The 18,032-nt window shown below is 68.0% G+C and carries 16 protein-coding genes; 8 read left to right on the forward strand and 8 right to left on the reverse strand.

Annotated features, from left to right (window positions below; translation table 11 throughout):
• Window positions 1-24 precede the first annotated feature (24 nt).
• Together ACSHT8_RS10175 and ACSHT8_RS10180 are read left to right on the forward strand one after the other, a co-directional pair.
• Window positions 25-1,368, forward strand: a complete 1,344-nt coding sequence (locus ACSHT8_RS10175; RefSeq protein ID WP_436499985.1) for an LLM class flavin-dependent oxidoreductase — start codon at window positions 25-27, stop codon at window positions 1,366-1,368.
• 572 nt (window positions 1,369-1,940) lie between these two features.
• A complete protein-coding gene (locus tag ACSHT8_RS10180) occupies window positions 1,941-2,141 on the forward strand; it encodes a hypothetical protein (RefSeq protein WP_436499987.1) in 201 nt (66 codons plus the stop codon).
• Here the strand turns inward: ACSHT8_RS10180 and ACSHT8_RS10185 are convergent.
• The 7 genes from ACSHT8_RS10185 to ACSHT8_RS10215 form a co-directional block, all read right to left on the reverse strand.
• Window positions 2,138-2,848, reverse strand: a complete 711-nt coding sequence (locus ACSHT8_RS10185; protein WP_436499989.1) for a GntR family transcriptional regulator — start codon at window positions 2,846-2,848, stop codon at window positions 2,138-2,140. The genes ACSHT8_RS10180 and ACSHT8_RS10185 overlap by 4 nt on opposite strands.
• A 66-nt stretch (window positions 2,849-2,914) precedes the next feature.
• Window positions 2,915-5,521, reverse strand: a complete 2,607-nt coding sequence (locus ACSHT8_RS10190) for a family 20 glycosylhydrolase (protein ID WP_436499991.1) — start codon at window positions 5,519-5,521, stop codon at window positions 2,915-2,917.
• Entirely contained in the window at window positions 5,518-6,606 is a 1,089-nt protein-coding gene (locus tag ACSHT8_RS10195; protein WP_436499993.1) for a hypothetical protein, read from the reverse strand. The genes ACSHT8_RS10190 and ACSHT8_RS10195 overlap by 4 nt, the downstream gene beginning before the upstream one ends.
• The gene (locus ACSHT8_RS10200; protein WP_436499995.1) at window positions 6,603-7,520 is read right to left on the reverse strand and encodes a carbohydrate ABC transporter permease; all 918 of its coding nucleotides are present in this window, start codon (window positions 7,518-7,520) and stop codon (window positions 6,603-6,605) included. The genes ACSHT8_RS10195 and ACSHT8_RS10200 overlap by 4 nt, the downstream gene beginning before the upstream one ends.
• Window positions 7,517-8,395 carry a carbohydrate ABC transporter permease gene (locus ACSHT8_RS10205; RefSeq protein WP_436499997.1) on the reverse strand — a complete coding sequence of 293 codons (879 nt, stop codon included), beginning with the start codon at window positions 8,393-8,395 and terminating at the stop codon, window positions 7,517-7,519. The genes ACSHT8_RS10200 and ACSHT8_RS10205 overlap by 4 nt, the downstream gene beginning before the upstream one ends.
• A 65-nt stretch (window positions 8,396-8,460) precedes the next feature.
• Window positions 8,461-11,022, reverse strand: a complete 2,562-nt coding sequence (locus ACSHT8_RS10210; RefSeq protein ID WP_436499998.1) for an ROK family protein — start codon at window positions 11,020-11,022, stop codon at window positions 8,461-8,463.
• Between the two features lie 177 nt (window positions 11,023-11,199).
• Entirely contained in the window at window positions 11,200-11,982 is a 783-nt protein-coding gene (locus ACSHT8_RS10215; RefSeq protein WP_436500000.1) for an alpha/beta fold hydrolase, read from the reverse strand.
• 350 nt (window positions 11,983-12,332) lie between these two features.
• Here ACSHT8_RS10215 and ACSHT8_RS10220 point away from each other — a divergent pair, with 350 nt between their 5' ends.
• Genes ACSHT8_RS10220 through ACSHT8_RS10230 form a run of 3 tightly spaced genes read left to right on the forward strand, consistent with a single transcriptional unit; the run spans window position 12,333 to window position 14,058 of the window.
• Window positions 12,333-13,082: a DddA-like double-stranded DNA deaminase toxin gene (locus ACSHT8_RS10220; RefSeq protein ID WP_436500002.1), complete on the forward strand. Its 750-nt coding sequence runs from the start codon at window positions 12,333-12,335 to the stop codon at window positions 13,080-13,082.
• Window positions 13,070-13,501: an Imm1 family immunity protein gene (locus ACSHT8_RS10225; RefSeq protein WP_436500004.1), complete on the forward strand. Its 432-nt coding sequence runs from the start codon at window positions 13,070-13,072 to the stop codon at window positions 13,499-13,501. Before ACSHT8_RS10220 ends, ACSHT8_RS10225 begins: the two co-directional genes overlap by 13 nt.
• A complete protein-coding gene (locus ACSHT8_RS10230) occupies window positions 13,498-14,058 on the forward strand; it encodes an NUDIX hydrolase (protein ID WP_436500006.1) in 561 nt (186 codons plus the stop codon). The genes ACSHT8_RS10225 and ACSHT8_RS10230 overlap by 4 nt, the downstream gene beginning before the upstream one ends.
• On the opposite strand, the gene ACSHT8_RS10235 is transcribed toward ACSHT8_RS10230, so the two are convergent.
• On the reverse strand, window positions 14,055-15,500 hold the full coding sequence (locus ACSHT8_RS10235) for a helix-turn-helix domain-containing protein (RefSeq protein WP_436500008.1): 1,446 nt from the start codon (window positions 15,498-15,500) through the stop codon (window positions 14,055-14,057). The genes ACSHT8_RS10230 and ACSHT8_RS10235 overlap by 4 nt on opposite strands.
• A 1,232-nt stretch (window positions 15,501-16,732) precedes the next feature.
• Here ACSHT8_RS10235 and ACSHT8_RS10240 point away from each other — a divergent pair.
• Genes ACSHT8_RS10240 through ACSHT8_RS10250 form a run of 3 tightly spaced genes read left to right on the forward strand, consistent with a single transcriptional unit; the run spans window position 16,733 to window position 18,022 of the window.
• Window positions 16,733-16,966, forward strand: a complete 234-nt coding sequence (locus ACSHT8_RS10240) for a hypothetical protein (RefSeq protein ID WP_436500010.1) — start codon at window positions 16,733-16,735, stop codon at window positions 16,964-16,966.
• Window positions 16,967-16,982: 16 nt separating this feature from the next.
• On the forward strand, window positions 16,983-17,744 hold the full coding sequence (locus tag ACSHT8_RS10245; RefSeq protein WP_436500012.1) for a Scr1 family TA system antitoxin-like transcriptional regulator: 762 nt from the start codon (window positions 16,983-16,985) through the stop codon (window positions 17,742-17,744).
• Between the two features lie 26 nt (window positions 17,745-17,770).
• Window positions 17,771-18,022 carry a hypothetical protein gene (locus tag ACSHT8_RS10250; RefSeq protein ID WP_436500014.1) on the forward strand — a complete coding sequence of 84 codons (252 nt, stop codon included), beginning with the start codon at window positions 17,771-17,773 and terminating at the stop codon, window positions 18,020-18,022.
• The last annotated feature ends 10 nt before the right edge of the window (window positions 18,023-18,032 follow it).

An 18,032-nucleotide genomic window follows, 5' to 3' on the forward strand; every position in this document is an offset into this window, starting at 1 on the left:
ACTGTCTCGACTGGGAGTGCCGCAATGGCTGAGCGGAAACTGCACCTCAACGCCTTCCTCATGGGGGTCGGCCACCACGAGGCGGCTTGGCGGCACCCGAGGACCGACCTGTCCGCCCTCGACGACGTCCGCCACTTCCAGAACCTGGCCAAGATCGCCGAACGCGGCACCTTCGACTCGGTCTTCCTGGCCGACGGCGTCCAGGTCTGGGGCGACGTCAAACACAGCATCGCCAACCGATTCGAGCCGCTGACCCTGCTGACCGCCCTGGCCGCCGTGACCGAACACATCGGACTGATCGCCACGGCGTCGACCGGCTTCAGCGAGCCGTACAACCTGGCCCGACTCTTCGCATCCCTCGACCACATCAGCGGCGGCCGGGCGGGCTGGAACATCGTGACCACCGCCGGAGACCGCGCCGCCCAGAACTTCAACCGCGACACGAACGTCGAACACGCCCGCCGGTATGAGCGCGCCGCAGAGTTCCTTGAGGTGACCACGGCGTTGTGGGACAGCTGGGAGGACGACGCCCTGATCGTCGACCCGGCATCGGGCGTGTATGCGGACGAGTCGAAGGTCCACGAAATCAACCACCGGGGCGAGTGGTTCTCGGTACGCGGCCCACTCAACGCGACGCGGAGTCCGCAGGGACGGCCACTGTTGGTGCAGGCCGGATCGAGTGAGGACGGGAAGGCGTTCGCGGCTCGGTGGGCTGAGGCTGTGTTCACTGCCCAGCAGACTTTCGAGGATGCCACCGCGTTTTATACGGACCTGAAGCGGCTTGTGGTCAAGGCTGGGCGGACTCCGGACGGTGTCAAGGTTCTGCCTGGCATCGTGCCTGTGCTTGGCGGGACTGAGGCGGAGGCTCTGTCGCTGGCTGAGGAGCTGGACGACCTGATCATTCCGGTGCGGGCGGTTCGCCAGCTCACGGAGATGATCGGGGTGGATCTGACGGAACATCCGCTTGATGAGCCGCTGCCGGAGCTTCCTCCGGTCAGTCACATCAATGGGGCGAAGAGCCGGTTCGAGCTGGTGCGCGACCTGGCTGAGCGGGAGCGGTTGACGCTGCGGCAGTTGTTGGCGCGGTTGGGTGGGGGACGTGGGCACCAGGTTGTCGCGGGGACGCCGGAGCAGATCGCGGGTCACATTGAGAAGTGGTTCACGGGTGGGGCCGCGGATGGGTTCAACGTGATGGCGCCGTTGTTGCCTTCGGGGTTGGAGGAGTTTGTGGAGCAGGTGGTGCCGATCTTGAGGGAGCGTGGATTGTTCCGGTCGGAGTACGAGTCGAAGGACCTGCGAAGCCACTACGGCCTCCCCCGCCCCACAAGCCAGTTCGCCGCGCAGGACAACCTGGCCACAGTCGGCTAGAGCCACCCACACCCCACCACAACGGCCCTACGCGGCCCAACCAACAGACCGGGGCAGCTCAAAGAACGACGATGCAGATCCCTTCGTTGGGGACCGAAGTCCCTGCACTTCCCCCCGCCCCCTCGTCCTTGCGATCCCTTGGCCGGATTGACGAGGGAGCGCCCGCTTGGTGGCACTGCTTGAGCTTGCTCATACGTCAGCTCTGCGCCAGCAGAAGGCTCTGCAATCAGTGGGGTCTGCGGTAGCAGAAGAGGGCACCCCGTCCGGGCGGGAACTGGGTCCGTAGTGGGTTTCGTGCCGATGCCGGCCAGCGGTTTCGTTCGTGTTGTGGCTGGTCCCGTGCCGTTGTCGGGCGGCGGATCCAGTGCTCAGCCTGAGGGGTTTGCACGGCCGATCTGGTGCTGTGGCAGGGCCGAATGGTGACGTCAGGTTCGTCAATACGGGGGATTCCAGCTAACTGCCGACTTTCCTCGTGCCCCCAATGACACCATCACCCCAGAATTGACCATCGGCCCGCACGTGCGGGCCGCTCTCCGTCCCCGGTCTCCTTGTGGTGGCCTAGAATTCACCCCATGTCCGACCACGACACGACCCGTCGTTACGGGGCTGGGGACTTCGTCGAGGTGGTTCGCGGGTTCCATACCGGCGACTACGGCGTCATCGTTCCGTGGCCCTTGGGCACCGCGACCTGTCCCGATCATGTCCGGGTCGCCCTCGTCGGCAGTGATCAGGAGCGCTTCATCTCCGTCGGGTCCCTGGCGCCCTGGCCCTAGTTCATCGGGATCGTGAACATCGGCGTCGGCTTGTCGGCGGACGCGACCGTTGTCGTGGTCTCTACCGGCCGCCCCGACGAGTCGTGTACGACGTGATAGGCCACGAGGACCGGCCGGTTCGCCGGGATGCGCATGGTCGCGCACTCCCCCTGTTCCGGCATCCGCGCCGTCATCGTCACCGCCGCGATCACCGGGTTCAGGCCCGCCCGGCGCATCAGGTCCGTCAGGTGGGTGTGTGGGGTGGTTTCCCTGTCGGCGATGTCCTGGCCCGTGTTGCGCTCTATCCGGCCCGCGACCCCGGCGGGCACCCACTGCTGGTCGATCTGCACCACCCGAGTTCCCTGCCGGTGGTGCCGGACCCGGTGCACCGCGAGACTCCCCGACGACAACCCCAGCCGAGCCGCCACGTCGGCGCCAACCCCTGTCCACCCGCTCACCACCACCTCCAGCTGAGGGCGCGCGACCCGCTCGGGCGCGGCAGGTCGGGTACCCCGCGCCGTCCCGCACACCAGGGTGCCGACGCCCTGCTTGACCACCGCCAGGCCCTCGCCGACCAGTAGGGCGACCGCCGCTCTGGCCGTGCCGCGGGCGACGCCGAAGCGGGTCATGAGTTCGCGCAGTGGGGGCAGGGTGCTGCCGACCGGGTACTCGCCGCGGTCGATGGCGGCGATCAGTTGGTCGGCCACGTGCCGGTACTTGGTGTCCACGCCGTTCCTCCCACAGAGGGAAGGTGGTGCGCGCCGTGTTGGAGGCGGCGCGCACCACCGTCTGCCTTACGACCCGCTCACTTCCAGCGACCAAAGCGAGTAGCCGTAAGTCGTGCCCCGCGCGGTGCCGTAGATCCGGACATAACGCCCGGAGCCTGACAACCCGGTCAGGTCGTCCACTCCGCCGTCGCCCGCTGTCACCGTGCGGATCGTGGTGAAGTTCGTGCCGTCGGTGGACACCTGGACCTGGTAGTCCTTGCCGTAGGCGGCCTCCCAGGTCAGCTTCACCCGGTTGACCGACTTCACCGCACCCAGGTCGACCCTGATCCACTGCGGGTCGGACCGCAGGCTCGACCAGCGCGTCGTGGTGACTCCGTCGACCGCGGCCGAAGCCGGGAACGCGGCAGTCTCCACAGTGGACGCGGTGGCCACCCCGCCCAACGCCAGGTCGGACCCGTAAGCGGCGTACAGGTCGGCGACCTGGGCCCCGCTCAACGCCTCGTCGTAGAGACGAAGCTCGTCGAGGGTGCCGCCGAAGGCCCGGTTGCCGCCCACCGCGCCGCGCGGAAGGGCCACGGTCTGCGGGATCGTCTGGACGAGCGCGCCGTTCGCGTAGAGCGACGTGCCGCTCGGCGAGGCGACGATCGCCAGGTGGGTCCACGTGTTCAGCGGGACGGTGTAGGCGAAGGAGTAGTCGCCGACCCCGTACGTCGTGACGCCGACCCGGTTGGTGGTCCCGTTCTGCTCCAGCTTGATCGCGGTGTTCCAGCCCCGCATCAGTTGGGTGTCGGTGCCGTTGGTCTCCCGCCGCACCCACGTCGCCACGGTCCACGGCGGCGCGAGGTCGGAGGCCCCGATGTGCAGCTTGTCGTTGGTCGCGGCGGTGAACCGGGCACCGCTGCCCCAGTAGCCGGTGGTCGGGAAGACCGGGGCGTCGGCGCTGTAGGCGGCCGCGTGCTTGCCGCCGACGCCGTCGCGTGCCGTCGGGTAGCTGTACCCCTGCGGGAAGTGCGTCGCCGAGGTGATGGGCATGTTCTCGTTGAAGTCGTAGTACTGGTCCGGCTGCCCGTTCGCGACGCGCGCGGGTGCCGAGGTGTTGACGCCGGGTGCCGCGCCCGCCGCCGCGACCTTGGCCGTGAACTGGCTGTAGGTCACGCTGGTGGCCGTGGAGTTCCACGTCCGCTCGGCCAGTTCGGCCCGCCGGGAGTCCAGTTCGTCGGTGAAGTACTTGGTGTCACCGAAGTAGATCTGGTCGGACCACACCGCGACCTGCTGGCCGAGGTTGCGCCCGCCCGGGGTCGCGGGCGTCCACGCGTAGATCGTGCCCTTCGGCACGTGCCTGCTGTCGCCGAAGGCGGCCGGGATCAGGAAGAACCGCGTGTACGAGCCGGTGTTGTACGCCGTGTTGACCACATCGTACCCGGCGTTGCGCAGCGTGGCCGCGTTGGCGTCGGAGCCGAAGTTGACCATGATGATGTCGGTCTCCGGCAGGATGTTCGCCGCGTTCGCCCACATCATCGTGCGCTTGCCCGCCGCCTTGACGACCGCGTTCTGCTCGGCGATGAACCGTTCCTGCAGGTCCTCGAAGTTGTTGATCGCCGGGTCGGTGTTGATGGCGTTCTGCACGTACGAGCAGGACGCCAGCTCATGCGGCACCTCGTCGTTGCCGATGTGGAAGTACGGCCCGCTGAACCACGACACGAACTCGTCGAGCAGGTTGTTCGCCCACGTCCGCACGGTCGGGTCGATGTAGTTCAGCACCCACTCGTTGGCGGCGCCGCACTGCGGGCCGAGCGACCGGTTGCTGCCGCCGCCCAGCGCGATCGCCGTGGAGTGCGCGGGCATGTCGATCTCCGGCACCACGGTGATGTGGTGTTCGGCGGCGACGGCCTCGATCGCGGCGATGTCGGCTTGGGAGTACCGCGCCGTGGACGCCGTCGGCGCGATGCCCGCGTAGTTCGGGCTGTAGAGGCGGAACGCCTCGCTCTCGTTGAAGTGCAGCTGCAGCACGTTGAGCTTGTGCCACGACAGCTGCCGGATGAGGTCCTGGATCGCCGAGACCTCCCAGTAGCGGCGGCCGAGGTCGACCGACACCGCCCGGTACGGCAGCGACGGCAGGTCGCGGACCGTGCCCCGGGTGATGTTGTCGTTGCCCGCGTCGGTCCGCAGCAGCTGCAGGATCGACCGCGACGCCTCGAAGACACCGGTCGAGGTCGGCGCGGTGACCGCGACCTGGTCGCCGACGGCGATCCGGTAGCCCTCGACACCGAGCCCGCTGTCGCTGTTGGACAGCGCGAGGGTGATGTCGCCGACGGCGGGCGTGCCGCCGGTGACGACGGTCAGGTTCCGGCCGGTGACGGCCAGGATGTCGGTCTTCAGCTTGCCCGCGACCTCGGACAGGGTGCGGCGCGAGGTCTGGGGCGAGTCGGGGCCGGAGGTGTAGCTCGACGCGGTGGCCGAGTCCACGACGATCCGGCTGGACGAGGTCAGGGTGTAGGTGCCCGACGCCGGGGTCCATGACGCGACCCTGGGGACGAGCGTGTCGGCGGAGGAGGCGAAGGCGGCAGGGGCTTGGCCGAACACCACCACGCCGGTTGCGGCGGTGGCGACGACGGCGAGTCGGGTGATCACCGCGCGGGCGCGCGGTGCCGATGGGGACAGGCGAGAGATCATGCGAGGTCCTTGCTGCGGAGGGAAAGCCGGCTGTCGAATGACTCCTTTCCTCGTCGTTCGCTCAGTGCGGGCAGGTCAGCCCGGCCGAAGGACCGGGCGACCACCCGCGCCCGGTCGGGGGTGAGCCCCTCGCCGCAGAACACGACGACGCCGGGGGCGTCGGCGGTCTGGGCGAGGACCTCGGCGAACTCGTCGGCGTCGAACCGGTGCCCCCAGTCGGCGCCGTCGCTCACCGCCGGGTCGGCGGTGCACTGCACGACCGGCACCACCACGCCGCCGCTGGCGGCGGCGATCTCCTGGGTCACCTCGGCGACCCAGGACGGCGGCCGGTGCGTCATCGCGTGGTAGGCCATCGGGAAGAGCGCGTCGCAGTGCTCGGCGAACGCGGCGACGTCCTGGCCGAGCCAGGTCAGCCGCTGCGCCTCGGTGGCGGGCACGACGAACGCGCCGACCAGCGCGTCGGGGTCGACCGCGCGCACCGCCACGGCGATCCGGCGCAGCACGTCGGTGACCACGGACCGCCGGAAGGCGTACCAGCTCTCGGCGTGCTGGCCATGGATGACCGCCGCGGCCGACGCCGGGTCGTCGGGGAGCGTGATCCCGGCCCAGGCGGCGAACCCTGCGAGGGTGATCGGGTCGAACGAGGTCTCCTGGTGGCGCTCCGGCGCGCGCAGCTCCAGCTCCCAGTGCATGGGCCAGCGGATGAAGTCGGCGATGACCCCGTCGGCGCCCTGCTCGACCAGCTCGGCGCACCGCGCGACGATGCCCGCGTTGTGTTCCTCGTCGGTCGGGATCAGGCCGGTGTACCACTCCTGGCGCGGCCTGCGCCTGCCCGACGCCTCGACCGGCCACAGGTGCGGCCGCTCGGGCAGGACGGGGTCGGCGTGGTCGGAGAAGCAGGCCACCCCGACGAACGTCTTCAGGCCGAGTTCGCGGGCCACCGGGATCAGCCACTCCGGCAGGCGCACCGGCTCGGTGACCACGGCGGTGAAGCCGATCTCCGCGGCCTGCGCGAGCAGTTCCCGGCCACCGGCCGGTCCGGCCTCGTGCAGGGTGTCCTCGAAGTAGTAGACGGCTCGGATCACTTGATACCCGCCATGGCTTCCAGGCCGCGCAGGTACGGGCGTTCGAGGATGAGGAAGAAGATCAGCGGCGGGATGATCGCGATGGTCGACGCCGCCATCCACACGCTGTAGTCGGTGTTGAACGTCGAGCCCATGCCCAGCATCGACAGGCCGAGCGGCGCGGTGAAGCCCTCCTGCGATGACGTGATCACCAGCGGCCACAGGAACTGGTTCCAGGAGAACAGGAAGCTCATGACCGCGACGGTGGTCACCGCCGGACCGGTCAGCGGCACGATGACCAGCCGGAAGATCGCCCACTCGCTCGCGCCGTCGAGCCGCGCGGCCTCGATGTAGGCGGTCGGGATGCCGCGGATGAACTGGCGGGAGATGAACACGGCCTGGCCGGTGATGACGAACGGGATGATCAGCCCGGCGAGGGTGTCGGTCAGCGCCAGCGAGTCGATCACCAGGTACAGCGGGATGACGACCGACGAGAACGGCAGCAGCGTCGAGCCGAGCAGCGTCCACATGAACGCCTCGCGGCCCTTGAACCGGAACTTCGCGAAGCCGTAGCCGACCATGATCGACAGGACCACGCTGGCCAGCGCCGTCACCGTGGCAACGATCGTGCTGTTGATCAGGAACTCCAGGAAGGTGTGCCCGGTGAACCGGGGCTCCACCAGCGCCTTGACGAAGTTCTCCGGGTGCCATTCCTTGGGGATCCAGCGGACCGGCACCTCCAGCACGTCCTCGGCCGACTTGAACGCCGATGACACCATCCAGGCCAGCGGCAGCAGGCTGAACACGGTGAACGCCACCAGGACCAGGTACTTGACGGCCAGGCCCAGCCTGCTGCCGGTCCGGCCCGTGCCGCGGCCCCTGCGCCGCCGGTCCGTGGCGCCGCCGACCGGCGGGCGCGTCGCGAGAGTCGTCATTCGAGGCTGTCCTTCAGGATTCGGGACGCGAGGTAGGTGAAGACCAGGCTCAGCAGCAGGAAGTAGATGCCCGCCGCGGAGGCGTAGCCGCTGTTGCCGAAGGTGAAGAAGTTCTCGAACAGGAACAGCGGCAGCGTCCGGGTCGCGCCCGCCGGGCCGCCGCCGGTCAGCAGGTAGACCGGCTCGAACAGGCCGAGCGTGGTGACGAAGGCGAGGACGACGACGAACACCGTCACCGGGGTCATCATCGGCCAGCGGATGCGCCAGAACGCCTGCCAGGAGTTCGCGCCGTCCACTTTGGAGGCTTCGAGGACGTCGGTGGGGATGCCTTTGAGGCCGGCGAGGAAGAAGATGGCGTAGAGGCCGGTCTGCTTCCACACCACGAAGATCGCGATCGCCCACGGCGCCAGACCCGCGTCGGTCGTCCAGCGCACGGTGTTGAGCGCGTCGATCCCGAGCGACTGCCCCAGCGAGGCGAGCACGCCCTGGTTGGGCAGGAAGAAGAGTTGGAAAACCAGTCCGGTCGCGACCCAGTCGGTCACCACCGGGATGATCACCGCTACCCGCCACAGTCTGCCCGCCTGGATGCGCGGGTCGGACAGCACGAGTGCCACGCCGAGCGCGAGCAGCAGGCTGATCACCATGACGATCACCACGATGGTCAGCGACGACCAGACCGCGGTGTGGAACTGGGGGTCGGACAACAGCTTGGCGTAGTTCTCGAACCCCACCCACGTCTCCGACCCGCCGACCTGCCAGTCGGTGAGCGAGTAGTAGGCGGCCAATAGCACGGGCGCGGCCCAGAACACCAGGAAGAACAGGATCGCGGGCGAGATGAAGACGGCGGCGACGCGGAGTTCGCGAGACCTGAGCATGGGAGGGCCTTTCACGCGGGACCGGGGAGGCGCCGCCCGGAAGGGCGGCCGGGCGGCGCCGGGTCTCACTTGGTGTCGAGCCTGCTGAGTTCCTGCTGCAGCGACTGAGCGGCGTCGGACGGGGAGACCTTGTCGTAGATGACCCGGTCGATCGCGCGCACCAGCGCGGCACCCGGCTCGTCATAGCTGTGCGGGACGGGCGCGATCTTGTACTTGTCGAACGCGTCGATCCACAGCTTGAGCCACGGCGACTCCTTGAGCGCGGCCTGGTAGGCGTCGGACTCCAGGAAAGCCTTGCTGGGCTGGAGGAATCCGGCGTGCTCGAACCAGTACGCCGCCTGCGCGGTCTCGCCCTTCTTGCCGAGGACGAACGCGAGGAACTTCTGCGCGGCGGCCTTCTGCGGCGACGGGCTCTTGGCGTTGACCGACCAGCCCCACAGCCACGAGATGTTCTGGTAGGTGCTCGGGTCGTCGGGGTTCACCACCGGGTTGGGCGCCACGGCGAACTTGAAGTTCGGGTTCGACTCCTTGGCCGAGGCCGGGTACCAGGTTCCGGCCTGCACCATCGCCGCGCGGCCCTGCGGGACGTCGGCGAACCAGTTGTTGAGGAACGTCGGGTCGTAGGCCTTGTACTGGAAGGTGTAGTCGTGGATCAGCTTGAACGCCTTGACCACGGCCTCGGAGGTGGCGGCGGGCTTGCCGTCGACGTACAGGTCGTCCTGCCCGTACTGGCGCATGAGGGTGTAGAAGTTCTGCGCGTACCACTGCGGGGAGCGGAAGTTGGCGAAGAAGCCGAACTGGAAGCCGGTGCGCTCGATCTTGCCGCCGTTCTCCACCCGCAGCTTCTGGCCGATCGCGCCGAGCTGCTCCCACGACACCGGCTTGTCCGCGGGCAGCGGCGGGATGCCTGCCTTCTCGAAGACCTCGGTGTTGTAGAACAGGTTCAGCGTGTTGAACTCGGAGAACAGGCCGTAGAGCTTGCCGTCCTTCTCGATCGCCTTGGTGGCGCCGGGCTGGTAGGCGTCGATGAGCTCCTTGTCCGACCCGTAGCCGAACGCGGCGGCGTCGATCGGCTCCAGGAAGCCGCTCTTGTTGAACGAGGAGTAGTTCCAGTCGCCCATGTCCCACACGTCCGGGCCCTTGCCGGAGGACAGCGCGGAGAGCAGCTTGGAGTCGTAAGAGACGACACCGGCGAACGGGATCGACGTGAGCTTGATCTTCGTGCCGGGATTCGCCTTCTCGTACTCGGGAATCCACTTCTCCTGCAGGGCTTTCTGCAGCGGGGCGAACTCGTGGGTCCACACCTCGACGACCAGGGTGTCGCTGTCGGTGCCGCACCCCGCCGTGGCCAGCGACGCGGTGAGCGCGACCGCGGCCGCGCGCACGGCGACATGTTGGGACAAGGCCATTTCTTCCTCCTCATTGGGCCTGGAAGGCTGTGTCTTTGGTGCCGACGCGCCGATCGCCGCGTCGGGCAGGGTGACCATGACCCCGAGTTCCTGGCACATCGCGTGAGCGGCCGCGCCGATCACCACGTCGTGCGCGCCGAACTCGGAGAACTCGACCCGCACGGTCGAGAAGCCGGGCATGGTCCGTGCTGATAGTTCGTCGTTGACCGCGGCCAGGACGGAGGGGCCGATGGGATGGGTGGCCATCGGTCCGCCGATGATGAAGTCCGCGACGTCGAGGGTGGCCTCGAGCGTGGTCACCAGCCGGGCGAGTTCCTTGGCCGCGCGCCGGACCCGGTGTGCCAGACGCCGCGCGGGGTGGGTGGTGGTCCGACCGCGGACGAATTCGTCCACAGTGGAGTCGTCGGCGTCGCCGACGATGGCGTGGAGGGCGGCGATGGCCTCCAGGCACCCGGTCCGCCCGCAGATGCAGAACGCGTCGGCGCCGGTGTCGATGTGCCCGATCTCGCCCGCGCGGTGGCCGTGGCCCTCGTAGAGGCGGTCCTCCAGGACGATCCCGGCGCCGATGCCGGTGCCCAGCCACAGCAGCACGAGGCTGACCCGCGACCGGTCGGACAGCACGACCTCCGACAGCGCGACCGCGTTGCTGTCGTTGATCACGTGCACGGGCAGCCCGGCGCAGGCCTTCGAGAGCTGGTCGCCGAAGGGCACCATCGACCAGCCGTAGTTCAGGGCCTGGGTGAGGACGCCCTCCCTGGTCACGACGCCGGGGGTGGCCAGCCCGATCGCGCTGACCTCGCCGTCCCGGCAGAGCTGGGCGACGGCCTCGGCCGCGAGCGGGATCGGGTTGTCGCCTGCCTGGTAGGGCAGGCAGACCGTCTCCTGGATGCGCCCGCCGAGCGTGACCCGGGAGGCGACGAGCTGGTTGCGGCCGACGTGGACGCCGATGAACAGGTGGTGGTCCCGGTCGAGCGCGAGCAGCGTGGCGGGCTTGCCGCCGCTGGAGCGGGCCTGGCCGACCTCGCGGACGACCTTGCGTTCGACCAGGTCGGCGATGACCTCGGAGACGGTGGCGGAGGGCAGTCCGGTGGACCGGCGGATGTCGGCCCGGCTCACCGCGCCGTCACCCGCGGCCACGCTCTGTAGCACCAGAGCGAGGTTGCGGACCCGCAGCGACTGCTTCGTGCCGCGGCGATCGACCCGGAGTTCCTCCGTCACCCGTCTCCACCACTTTCATCGGTAACTGTCTTTACCCGTTGGCGGAGGATCGTATGTCGCCCCCAGAGGGGCGTCAAGGCATGCTGAGCTGCTGTTTCTTGATTTTCGGGCGGTGGTTTGAACCACCTGCGGAGTGGTGGTCCACCCGGAGATTTCGGCGCAATCGGGCGTCCGGACCTACTTTTCGTCGGTCACGCTGCGTGCTCGCCGGATCGGCATGATGGTCCGCGGCGCGTCACCGGTCAGGAAGTCGGTGATCAGGCCCGCGACGGTGGTGGGCCGCTCAAGGGGCACCGCGTGCGAGGCGCCGGGGACTACGGCGAGTTGGCCGTGCGGCAGAGCCTCGTAGAGGGCGCAAGTGTGGCCGAGGGTGATCAGGTCGTCGTCACCGACGAGGACTAGGACCGGGTTGGGGATACGCGCGATGTCGTCGACGGTGAGAGTGGGTTCCGTGGACATCATCGTGATGGCCTTCTCGAACATCGCTTCGAGGTGTTCGGGGCCGTCCGGGGACCGGTCCAGGTAGTCCTTGGTGAGCTCCTGGGCCAGCGGTGAGTCGGGGTCGATCTCGACCGGCATGGCGCCGTTGGCGTGGAAGTTCGCGCCGATGACCACGGCTTTGTTCACGAGGTCGGGGCGGTCGATGGCGACCAGGAGGGCGACGATGCCGCCGTCGCTCCAGCCGACCAGGTGGGCTGGGGCTTTGATGACGTCGGTGAGGACGGCGATGGTTTCGGTGGCCATGTCGGCGTAGTGGAAGGGGGCGTCGGTGTCGGCTGTCCGGCCGTGGCCTCGTCTGTCGAACGCGACCAGCCGGAATCGGTCGGACAGGGAACTCAGGGCGTCGAGCAGGGTGTCGCTGTTGCTGAGACCGCCGTGCAGGAGCAGCAGCGGTTCACCGTCGCCGCCGCGGTCCTCGACCCAGGTTCGATGACCGGCGATTTCCACATAGGAACCCATGGGTTCACTGTGCGCTCGCTGGGAGGTTTGAGCGAGAGGTCTTTGGTCTGTTGCGCCTGTTCGGGTGGTTCGCCTTGATTCGGGGACCCCTCCAAATGGGCCTGTGTGGGTGAAAGGTGGGGCGAAGGAACCACAGTGAATTTAGGCCTTCCTACCTTGCTAGGGGGGTACTACCGTGGGGTTTCTGACCTGCGCGGTAAGAGTTCGGAAAGAGTTCGGTACCAGCACGTTATTAGATCAACAAGACGCCTGCGGGTCGACCGACCGTACCTCCTGCCTGCGACACTTGCTCCGGTGTTGGTCGTCAAGGATCGGCGGACCGCGCTCCAGGCATTCACTACGATTGGGGCGTGTCTGTCGATGCGTTGGCGGCGATCCTTGGCGAGGTGTTGGTCAAGGTCCAGGCGGCCCGCGGTTGTCTGAACTCCGCCGCGACGCGGTTTGAGGAGGCCCGGCAAGCGGTCGCGACAGCCACGTACGGTTCAACCTCGCCTGAAGCGTTGGGCTCAGTCGCCGCGTTCGAGGAAGCGCACCAGGCGCTGGCCGCACCGTTTGCCGCGTTGCATCAGGTGGAGAACGTAGTGCGCGCGTATCTCTCCTGCATCGGGGCGCCCGTCGTCGGCGGGCGGGCGGTCGAGGGCCGGGCGACGGTCGCCAAGCGCGCGCCGGACAAGGCGTCCGCCGATGTGCCCATTGTCGAGATAGATCGGTTGCGCGGCGAGTTGCCGCCGCCGGTCGTGCCCAGCAGCGGCCAGAAGACCCACGGTCGGTGGGTCGACGCCGATGGCACCGTGCACGCTGAGGTCAGCGGCGCTGACGCCAAGGGCAAGCAGGCGTTGCGGTTCTTCGCGGAGGAGCTGAAGGCGAGACGTATTCCGACGACCGTCACCGATGTGGAAATCAAGTTGGCGGTGCATATGCGGAAGAATGGCATTCGGTCGGCGACGTTGGTAGTGAATAACCTTCCCTGTAAGGGGCCGATGGGTTGTGACGCGCTGGTGCCGGTGGTTCTTCCGCCTGGCTATGTGCTCACGGTGTACGGTACCGATGGATTCCGCCGAGAATATCGAGGAGGAGGAACGTCGAAGTGGGTTCCCTAGACGTCTACTACCTGCCCGAGCACGACGAGAGTCCGGTCGTGGTGGCCACCGAGGACGAGGTGGACGCGCTCATCGACGCGGTCGCCGCTCAATCGCCCTCGACAGCGCCGATCCTCATGGACGTCCACCTTTCCGGCGATCCTTACGCGCAGGGCTTGGATGTCGGCGTGGCGGCCGAGCGTGGGCTGATCCGGTATGCGGGCCGGGACTGGCCGCTCGGGGTCGTCAGTACCGGTGCGGCGCCTGCGGGCGGCAACCCGGTGCCGTACTTCTACATGGGCCATTGGCGGGAGTTCCCGTCGAACGCCGAAATCCCGCTCGCCACGATTAAGGCGGCCATCAAGGAATTCATGTCCACCGACGGCGGGCGTCCCGCTTCCGTCAAATGGCAGGAAGTCGATGAATTGGCGGGCCAGTGACCATTGATCGGCAGGGCGCGGAGTCGACCCGTTGGGTTATCCACGGTGAACGACTCGTCGATGACAGTCGGCGGCTGCGGCTGAGTGTGGCGTCGGTCGAGTTGCCCGATGGTGTGACGTTCGAGCAGTACGTGCTTCGGGTGCCGAAGGCCGCGATGGTGGTTGTCGTCGACGACCAGGAGCGAGTGCTGATGATGTGGCGGCACCGGTTCATCATCGACAAGTGGGTGTGGGAGCTTCCCGGCGGCTACGTCGATCCCGACGAGGACCCCGGTGCCACGGCGGCTCGTGAGGTCGAGGAAGAGACGGGGTGGCGGCCCCGGAACGTCCGGCCGCTGGTGTCGCTGCAGCCCATGGTGGGAAGCGCGGACGCGGAGAACCTGCTCTATGTGGCCTCAGGCGCGGACTACATCGGCACACCGGAGGACATCAACGAGGCCGAGCGGGTCGAGTGGATTCCGCTGGCCTCGGTGCGTGACCTGATCGGGCGCGGCGAGATCGTCGGCGCGGCGTCGTTGGTCGGTCTCCTTCACGTGTTGGCGTTCGGCGCGGGCTAGCGGGTGGGGACCGGGATGCCGACGTCGACCATCTGCCGGTAGAGCGTTCCTACACCCGCGTGCGACCCGTAGGGCGCCAGCCGCCGCGCCAGGTCGGCGAGATAGGCGGCGCTGCGGACCGACCGCACGGACCCGGTCATCTGCACAGCCAGGGAGCCGTGCGCGCACGACTCGTCCACCTTGCCTTGGTCGGCGAGAATCGAGGCGAGCAGAGCGGTGTTGAACAGCCGTCCCCGCTCGTATCCAGCGCTCATCTCCAAGGACCGGCGCGCGAACGCCTCGGCGTCCTCGGCCATGCCGAGGTCACGGAATGTGTGGGCGAACTTCGCGGCGAGGTAGGCAGCGTCGAAGTAGGTGAGCCAGGTCGGCAGGTGGGCTGGGTTAACGCCGGTGAAGAGGTTCTCGGCTTCGCGCAGCGCCGCCAGCGAGCCTCGCTTGTCAGTGCGCAGAGCCAAACCGTGTGCTTCCATCACAGCGGCTTCGGCGTGGAGGGCGGGGGCGTTGACCCGCTTGGCGGTCTGGCGTGCGGCGAGGGCGAGGTCGACGGCCGAGTCGGGACTGCCGTGGAACGCGGCGTGGTGGCTCATGCCGGCCAGCATCTCCGCGCCCAGCGCGTCATCGCCGGCTTCCTGGCACAGGCGGAACGCCGTGCGCAGGTGCCGTCGCCCGGCCTCGGCCTGGCCGGTGTCGTAGGCCATCCACCCGGCGAGCTGGTGCAGTTCGGCGGATGCGCCGAACAGCTCCGACCGCACGGCGTTCTTGGCGCGAGTGTCGGTGAGCATCGGTTCGACGGTCGAGGTTATGTAGGAGGTGACGGCGGTACGGCTGTGCGCGCCGCCGTAGCGGTTGTCGATCCGGCGGAACGCGCCGGTCATCTCTCGCACGAGATCGACTTCAGGGCTGCCGATCGAACCGGCCGGTATCGGCGCCGGTTGTTTGGTTCCGTTGGGACGCAAGAGCGAGGCGCCCACGCCGAGCGCCGTTGTCGCGAGGAACTGTCGTCGATGCACGTCTCCGCCTTGACTGTCTGCGCGGGTGGATGGCGGCAGCGTAGAAGCCGGTGCGGCGGATGCGTATGCGTGAGGCGAATCCGGTGACAGTGTGAACCACAGGCACCGCTGGGGAATCCGCAGCGTCCTTGCCCACCGATCGAGTTTGTCGAGGTCCCGTGTCGGGGTGTCGCCTCGCTCGATCCGACTGACCTGCCCTTGGGTCAAGCCCAGCCACACCGCCAGGTCGGTCTGTTTGATCTCAGGCGTCTGCGCCTTGCGGTAGGCCCGCAGCAGCTTGCCGAATTGGCGCTGCGCAAGGGCTTCGACGATCTCGGCCGAGTCCCAGAACGCGTCCGGCAACTGCTGCGCGTTGCCCGCTGAGCTGTCACGTTGCGCGCGCACGGGCTGCACAGCCGACCGCAGTTGTCCGCGGCCAAGCGTGCGCCGCACTCACGGCAGACCCCGCGATGCGACCGATCGGCCATCGCTACCCCTATCCCAGACGATGACCGACAGTGTACCGGCCGACACGGTACGCCACCTGCGGAAATGCGCGCCATACATATCCGCAGGCCATATGCGTGACATGCACCCCGCCCCGCGTTCCCAACACCCATCGTCGACACCACCACGACGAACCACGGCCGCGGAAGGTGCGACCGATCCAACTGTTGGGAGACGCACATGATCAAGCACTACTGCGGCCCACACGGTGTGCCGTCATGAGCGGCACCGTATGGGTACTCATCCTTTTGGGCGTGTCGGCTGCCCTGACCATCGGATTGACCATCCGCGACGTGGCGCGCGATGTACGCGACCTGCGAGGTCGGTGATGACCTCGGCTCCGATGCGAACCCGACCGCCAGTGATCTGGCTGACCTGTCTGGATCGGCTCGACCACGCGGTGCAAGACGAGGAATTCGGCACCTGTATGTCAGGGGTGTTCGAGGCAGTATGCGGCGCGTCGGTGGTGCCAGCGTCCTCGCACTGCGCGCCGCGTCCGCCGTGTCCAGCGTGTGGCCGGTTCATGGTGGCGCGTGTGCAGCCTTCCCCGAGTGTGTCCGACCGTCGTGAGCGGCGGTGGACGCGGTGGCTGTGCCGGAGCAGGCGATGACCGGCGGCGCGCGGCCAGCGGCGGTGTTGTTGGTGCGTCTGCGATCAAGTCCGGGGGTGCGTGAGACGCAAAGGGTCGTGCACCTAGTACCCGTGCCGGTGTCCGGCGGGACACCGCCTGCGGTGTTGACGGCGTTGTGCGGGTTCACTGCCGTTCCAGGGGTGGCGGAGGTGTTGCCTGGATTGGGCGGGATGCCTTGCGAGCGCTGCATTTCGCGTACCGCGTCCCCGGAGGGTGCCCGGCTTCGCGCGGCCAACCTCCCCGCCTTGGACGGTGCTTAGTGAGCGAATTCCCGAACCCTGCGTCACGCATCCTGACCGGCTAGCCAGACCACGGAACACCACCCTCACTGGCCGCCGCGACCCGACCGGGGCAGCGGGATTCCGTCCCGGCCCGCGTCACCGCCACCAGCCACCCACAACGCTGGTGCCGCTGCGTGACCGGGCCACCCTGTTGTCGGGCCACACCCGGATACCAACCGTGGTCCGACATCAGGGGCGTTCTTCGATCAGCCGGGAATCCCTTTATGCCCCATTCAATCCACTGTCGCCCCCGTCTGGAAGATCACGTGACCGACAACCGACGAACGGCCGGGAAACTCCCGCGACTCAACGCCAACATGACCCCCGCCACCCGCGACGCCATCGCACAGCTCGCCGCGACCGAGCACATAAGCCACACCGAAGCCCTGCGGCGGCTGGTCGCCCTCGGCGCGCTGCTGCACCGCGCCCACAACGACGGCGGCCACGTCCTCATCCGCCACCCCCACACCGACACCCTCGACCGCGTCATCCCCATCTGACAAGGAAAGCCCCAGCGTGGACACCGATCCGACGCCGCTCGACCCGGCGCCGATGGCCCTCAGGCGCAAACACCTCGCCACCCGCATCATCGGCGCCGCCATCGGCCGCGCCGCCACCGAAGCGGGCCTGACCTACCGCATGCTCGGCGACGGCATCGGCATCTCCGTGGCCACCGTCTGCCGCATGATCAAGGCCCAACGCGCCACACCCATCGAAGACATCGCCGCTGCCCTCGCCCTGTGCGGCGTCACCGGCCGTAAGCGCGCCCACCTGCTTTGGATCGCCAAGCAACGCCACCAACACCACGACGGACTGCTGCTCAACTATGCCACCCCTGACCGCGTCGACCGCACCCCGCTCACCCACCTCGAAGCCACGGCCACCGACATCACCGCCGTCACCCCGACCGGCCTACCCGATCTCCTCACACCCGACGCGACGCCACCGGCCCGCGTTCAATGCGCCTTCCTCATCACTCGAACCGCGCTCACTCACCCGCCCGGCAACCGGGCGGAACGACTGGCCCACCTCGCCGCGCTCACGCATAACCCGGACATCACCATCCGCGTCACCGACACCACACCCGACGGCGAGCCCTACCAACTCCTCGGCCTGCCGAACAACACCGCAGCAGTCGCCATCCGCACCCGAACGTGTCTGCTACTTGTCGACAACCCAGACACCCTCACCACCTACACCCACCACGCCCGCGCGGCCTTCGCGGGCGCCTATGACCGCGACACCACCCACGCCCTAATCCGCCGACTGGCCAACTGAACCGCGAGAACGAGACACCACCCGCAATGCCCAAGGGACACGCCAACGCCTACCGCCGGCTCGCCATCTACCTGACCATGGACACCGGCACCCTCGTTCTATTCCGCCACAACCGCGTCACGAAACGGCCCACCTGCATCTGGGGCGACACCCCAACCCCAGAAACCATAAAACAACGCGCCCACACCTATCTCGGCAAGATCGCTGGCCTCGACCTATCACACGTCGAATGGATCAACTCTGACCGCGTCCTCACCGCCATCAACCGATCACACTGACCGGGGCCCG

Source organism: Actinokineospora sp. HUAS TT18 (genome assembly GCF_051364635.1).
Lineage (GTDB): Bacteria > Actinomycetota > Actinomycetes > Mycobacteriales > Pseudonocardiaceae > Actinokineospora.

Coding starts and splice junctions, on each gene's coding strand:
- ACSHT8_RS10175 (WP_436499985.1), top strand. CDS start 25: ATGGCTGAGCGGAAACTGCACCTCAACGCCTTCCTCATGGGGGTCGGC.
- ACSHT8_RS10180 (WP_436499987.1), top strand. CDS start 1,941: ATGTCCGACCACGACACGACCCGTCGTTACGGGGCTGGGGACTTCGTC.
- ACSHT8_RS10190 (WP_436499991.1), bottom strand. CDS start 5,521: ATGATCTCTCGCCTGTCCCCATCGGCACCGCGCGCCCGCGCGGTGATC.
- ACSHT8_RS10200 (WP_436499995.1), bottom strand. CDS start 7,520: ATGACGACTCTCGCGACGCGCCCGCCGGTCGGCGGCGCCACGGACCGG.
- ACSHT8_RS10205 (WP_436499997.1), bottom strand. CDS start 8,395: ATGCTCAGGTCTCGCGAACTCCGCGTCGCCGCCGTCTTCATCTCGCCC.
- ACSHT8_RS10215 (WP_436500000.1), bottom strand. CDS start 11,982: ATGGGTTCCTATGTGGAAATCGCCGGTCATCGAACCTGGGTCGAGGAC.
- ACSHT8_RS10250 (WP_436500014.1), top strand. CDS start 17,771: ATGCCCAAGGGACACGCCAACGCCTACCGCCGGCTCGCCATCTACCTG.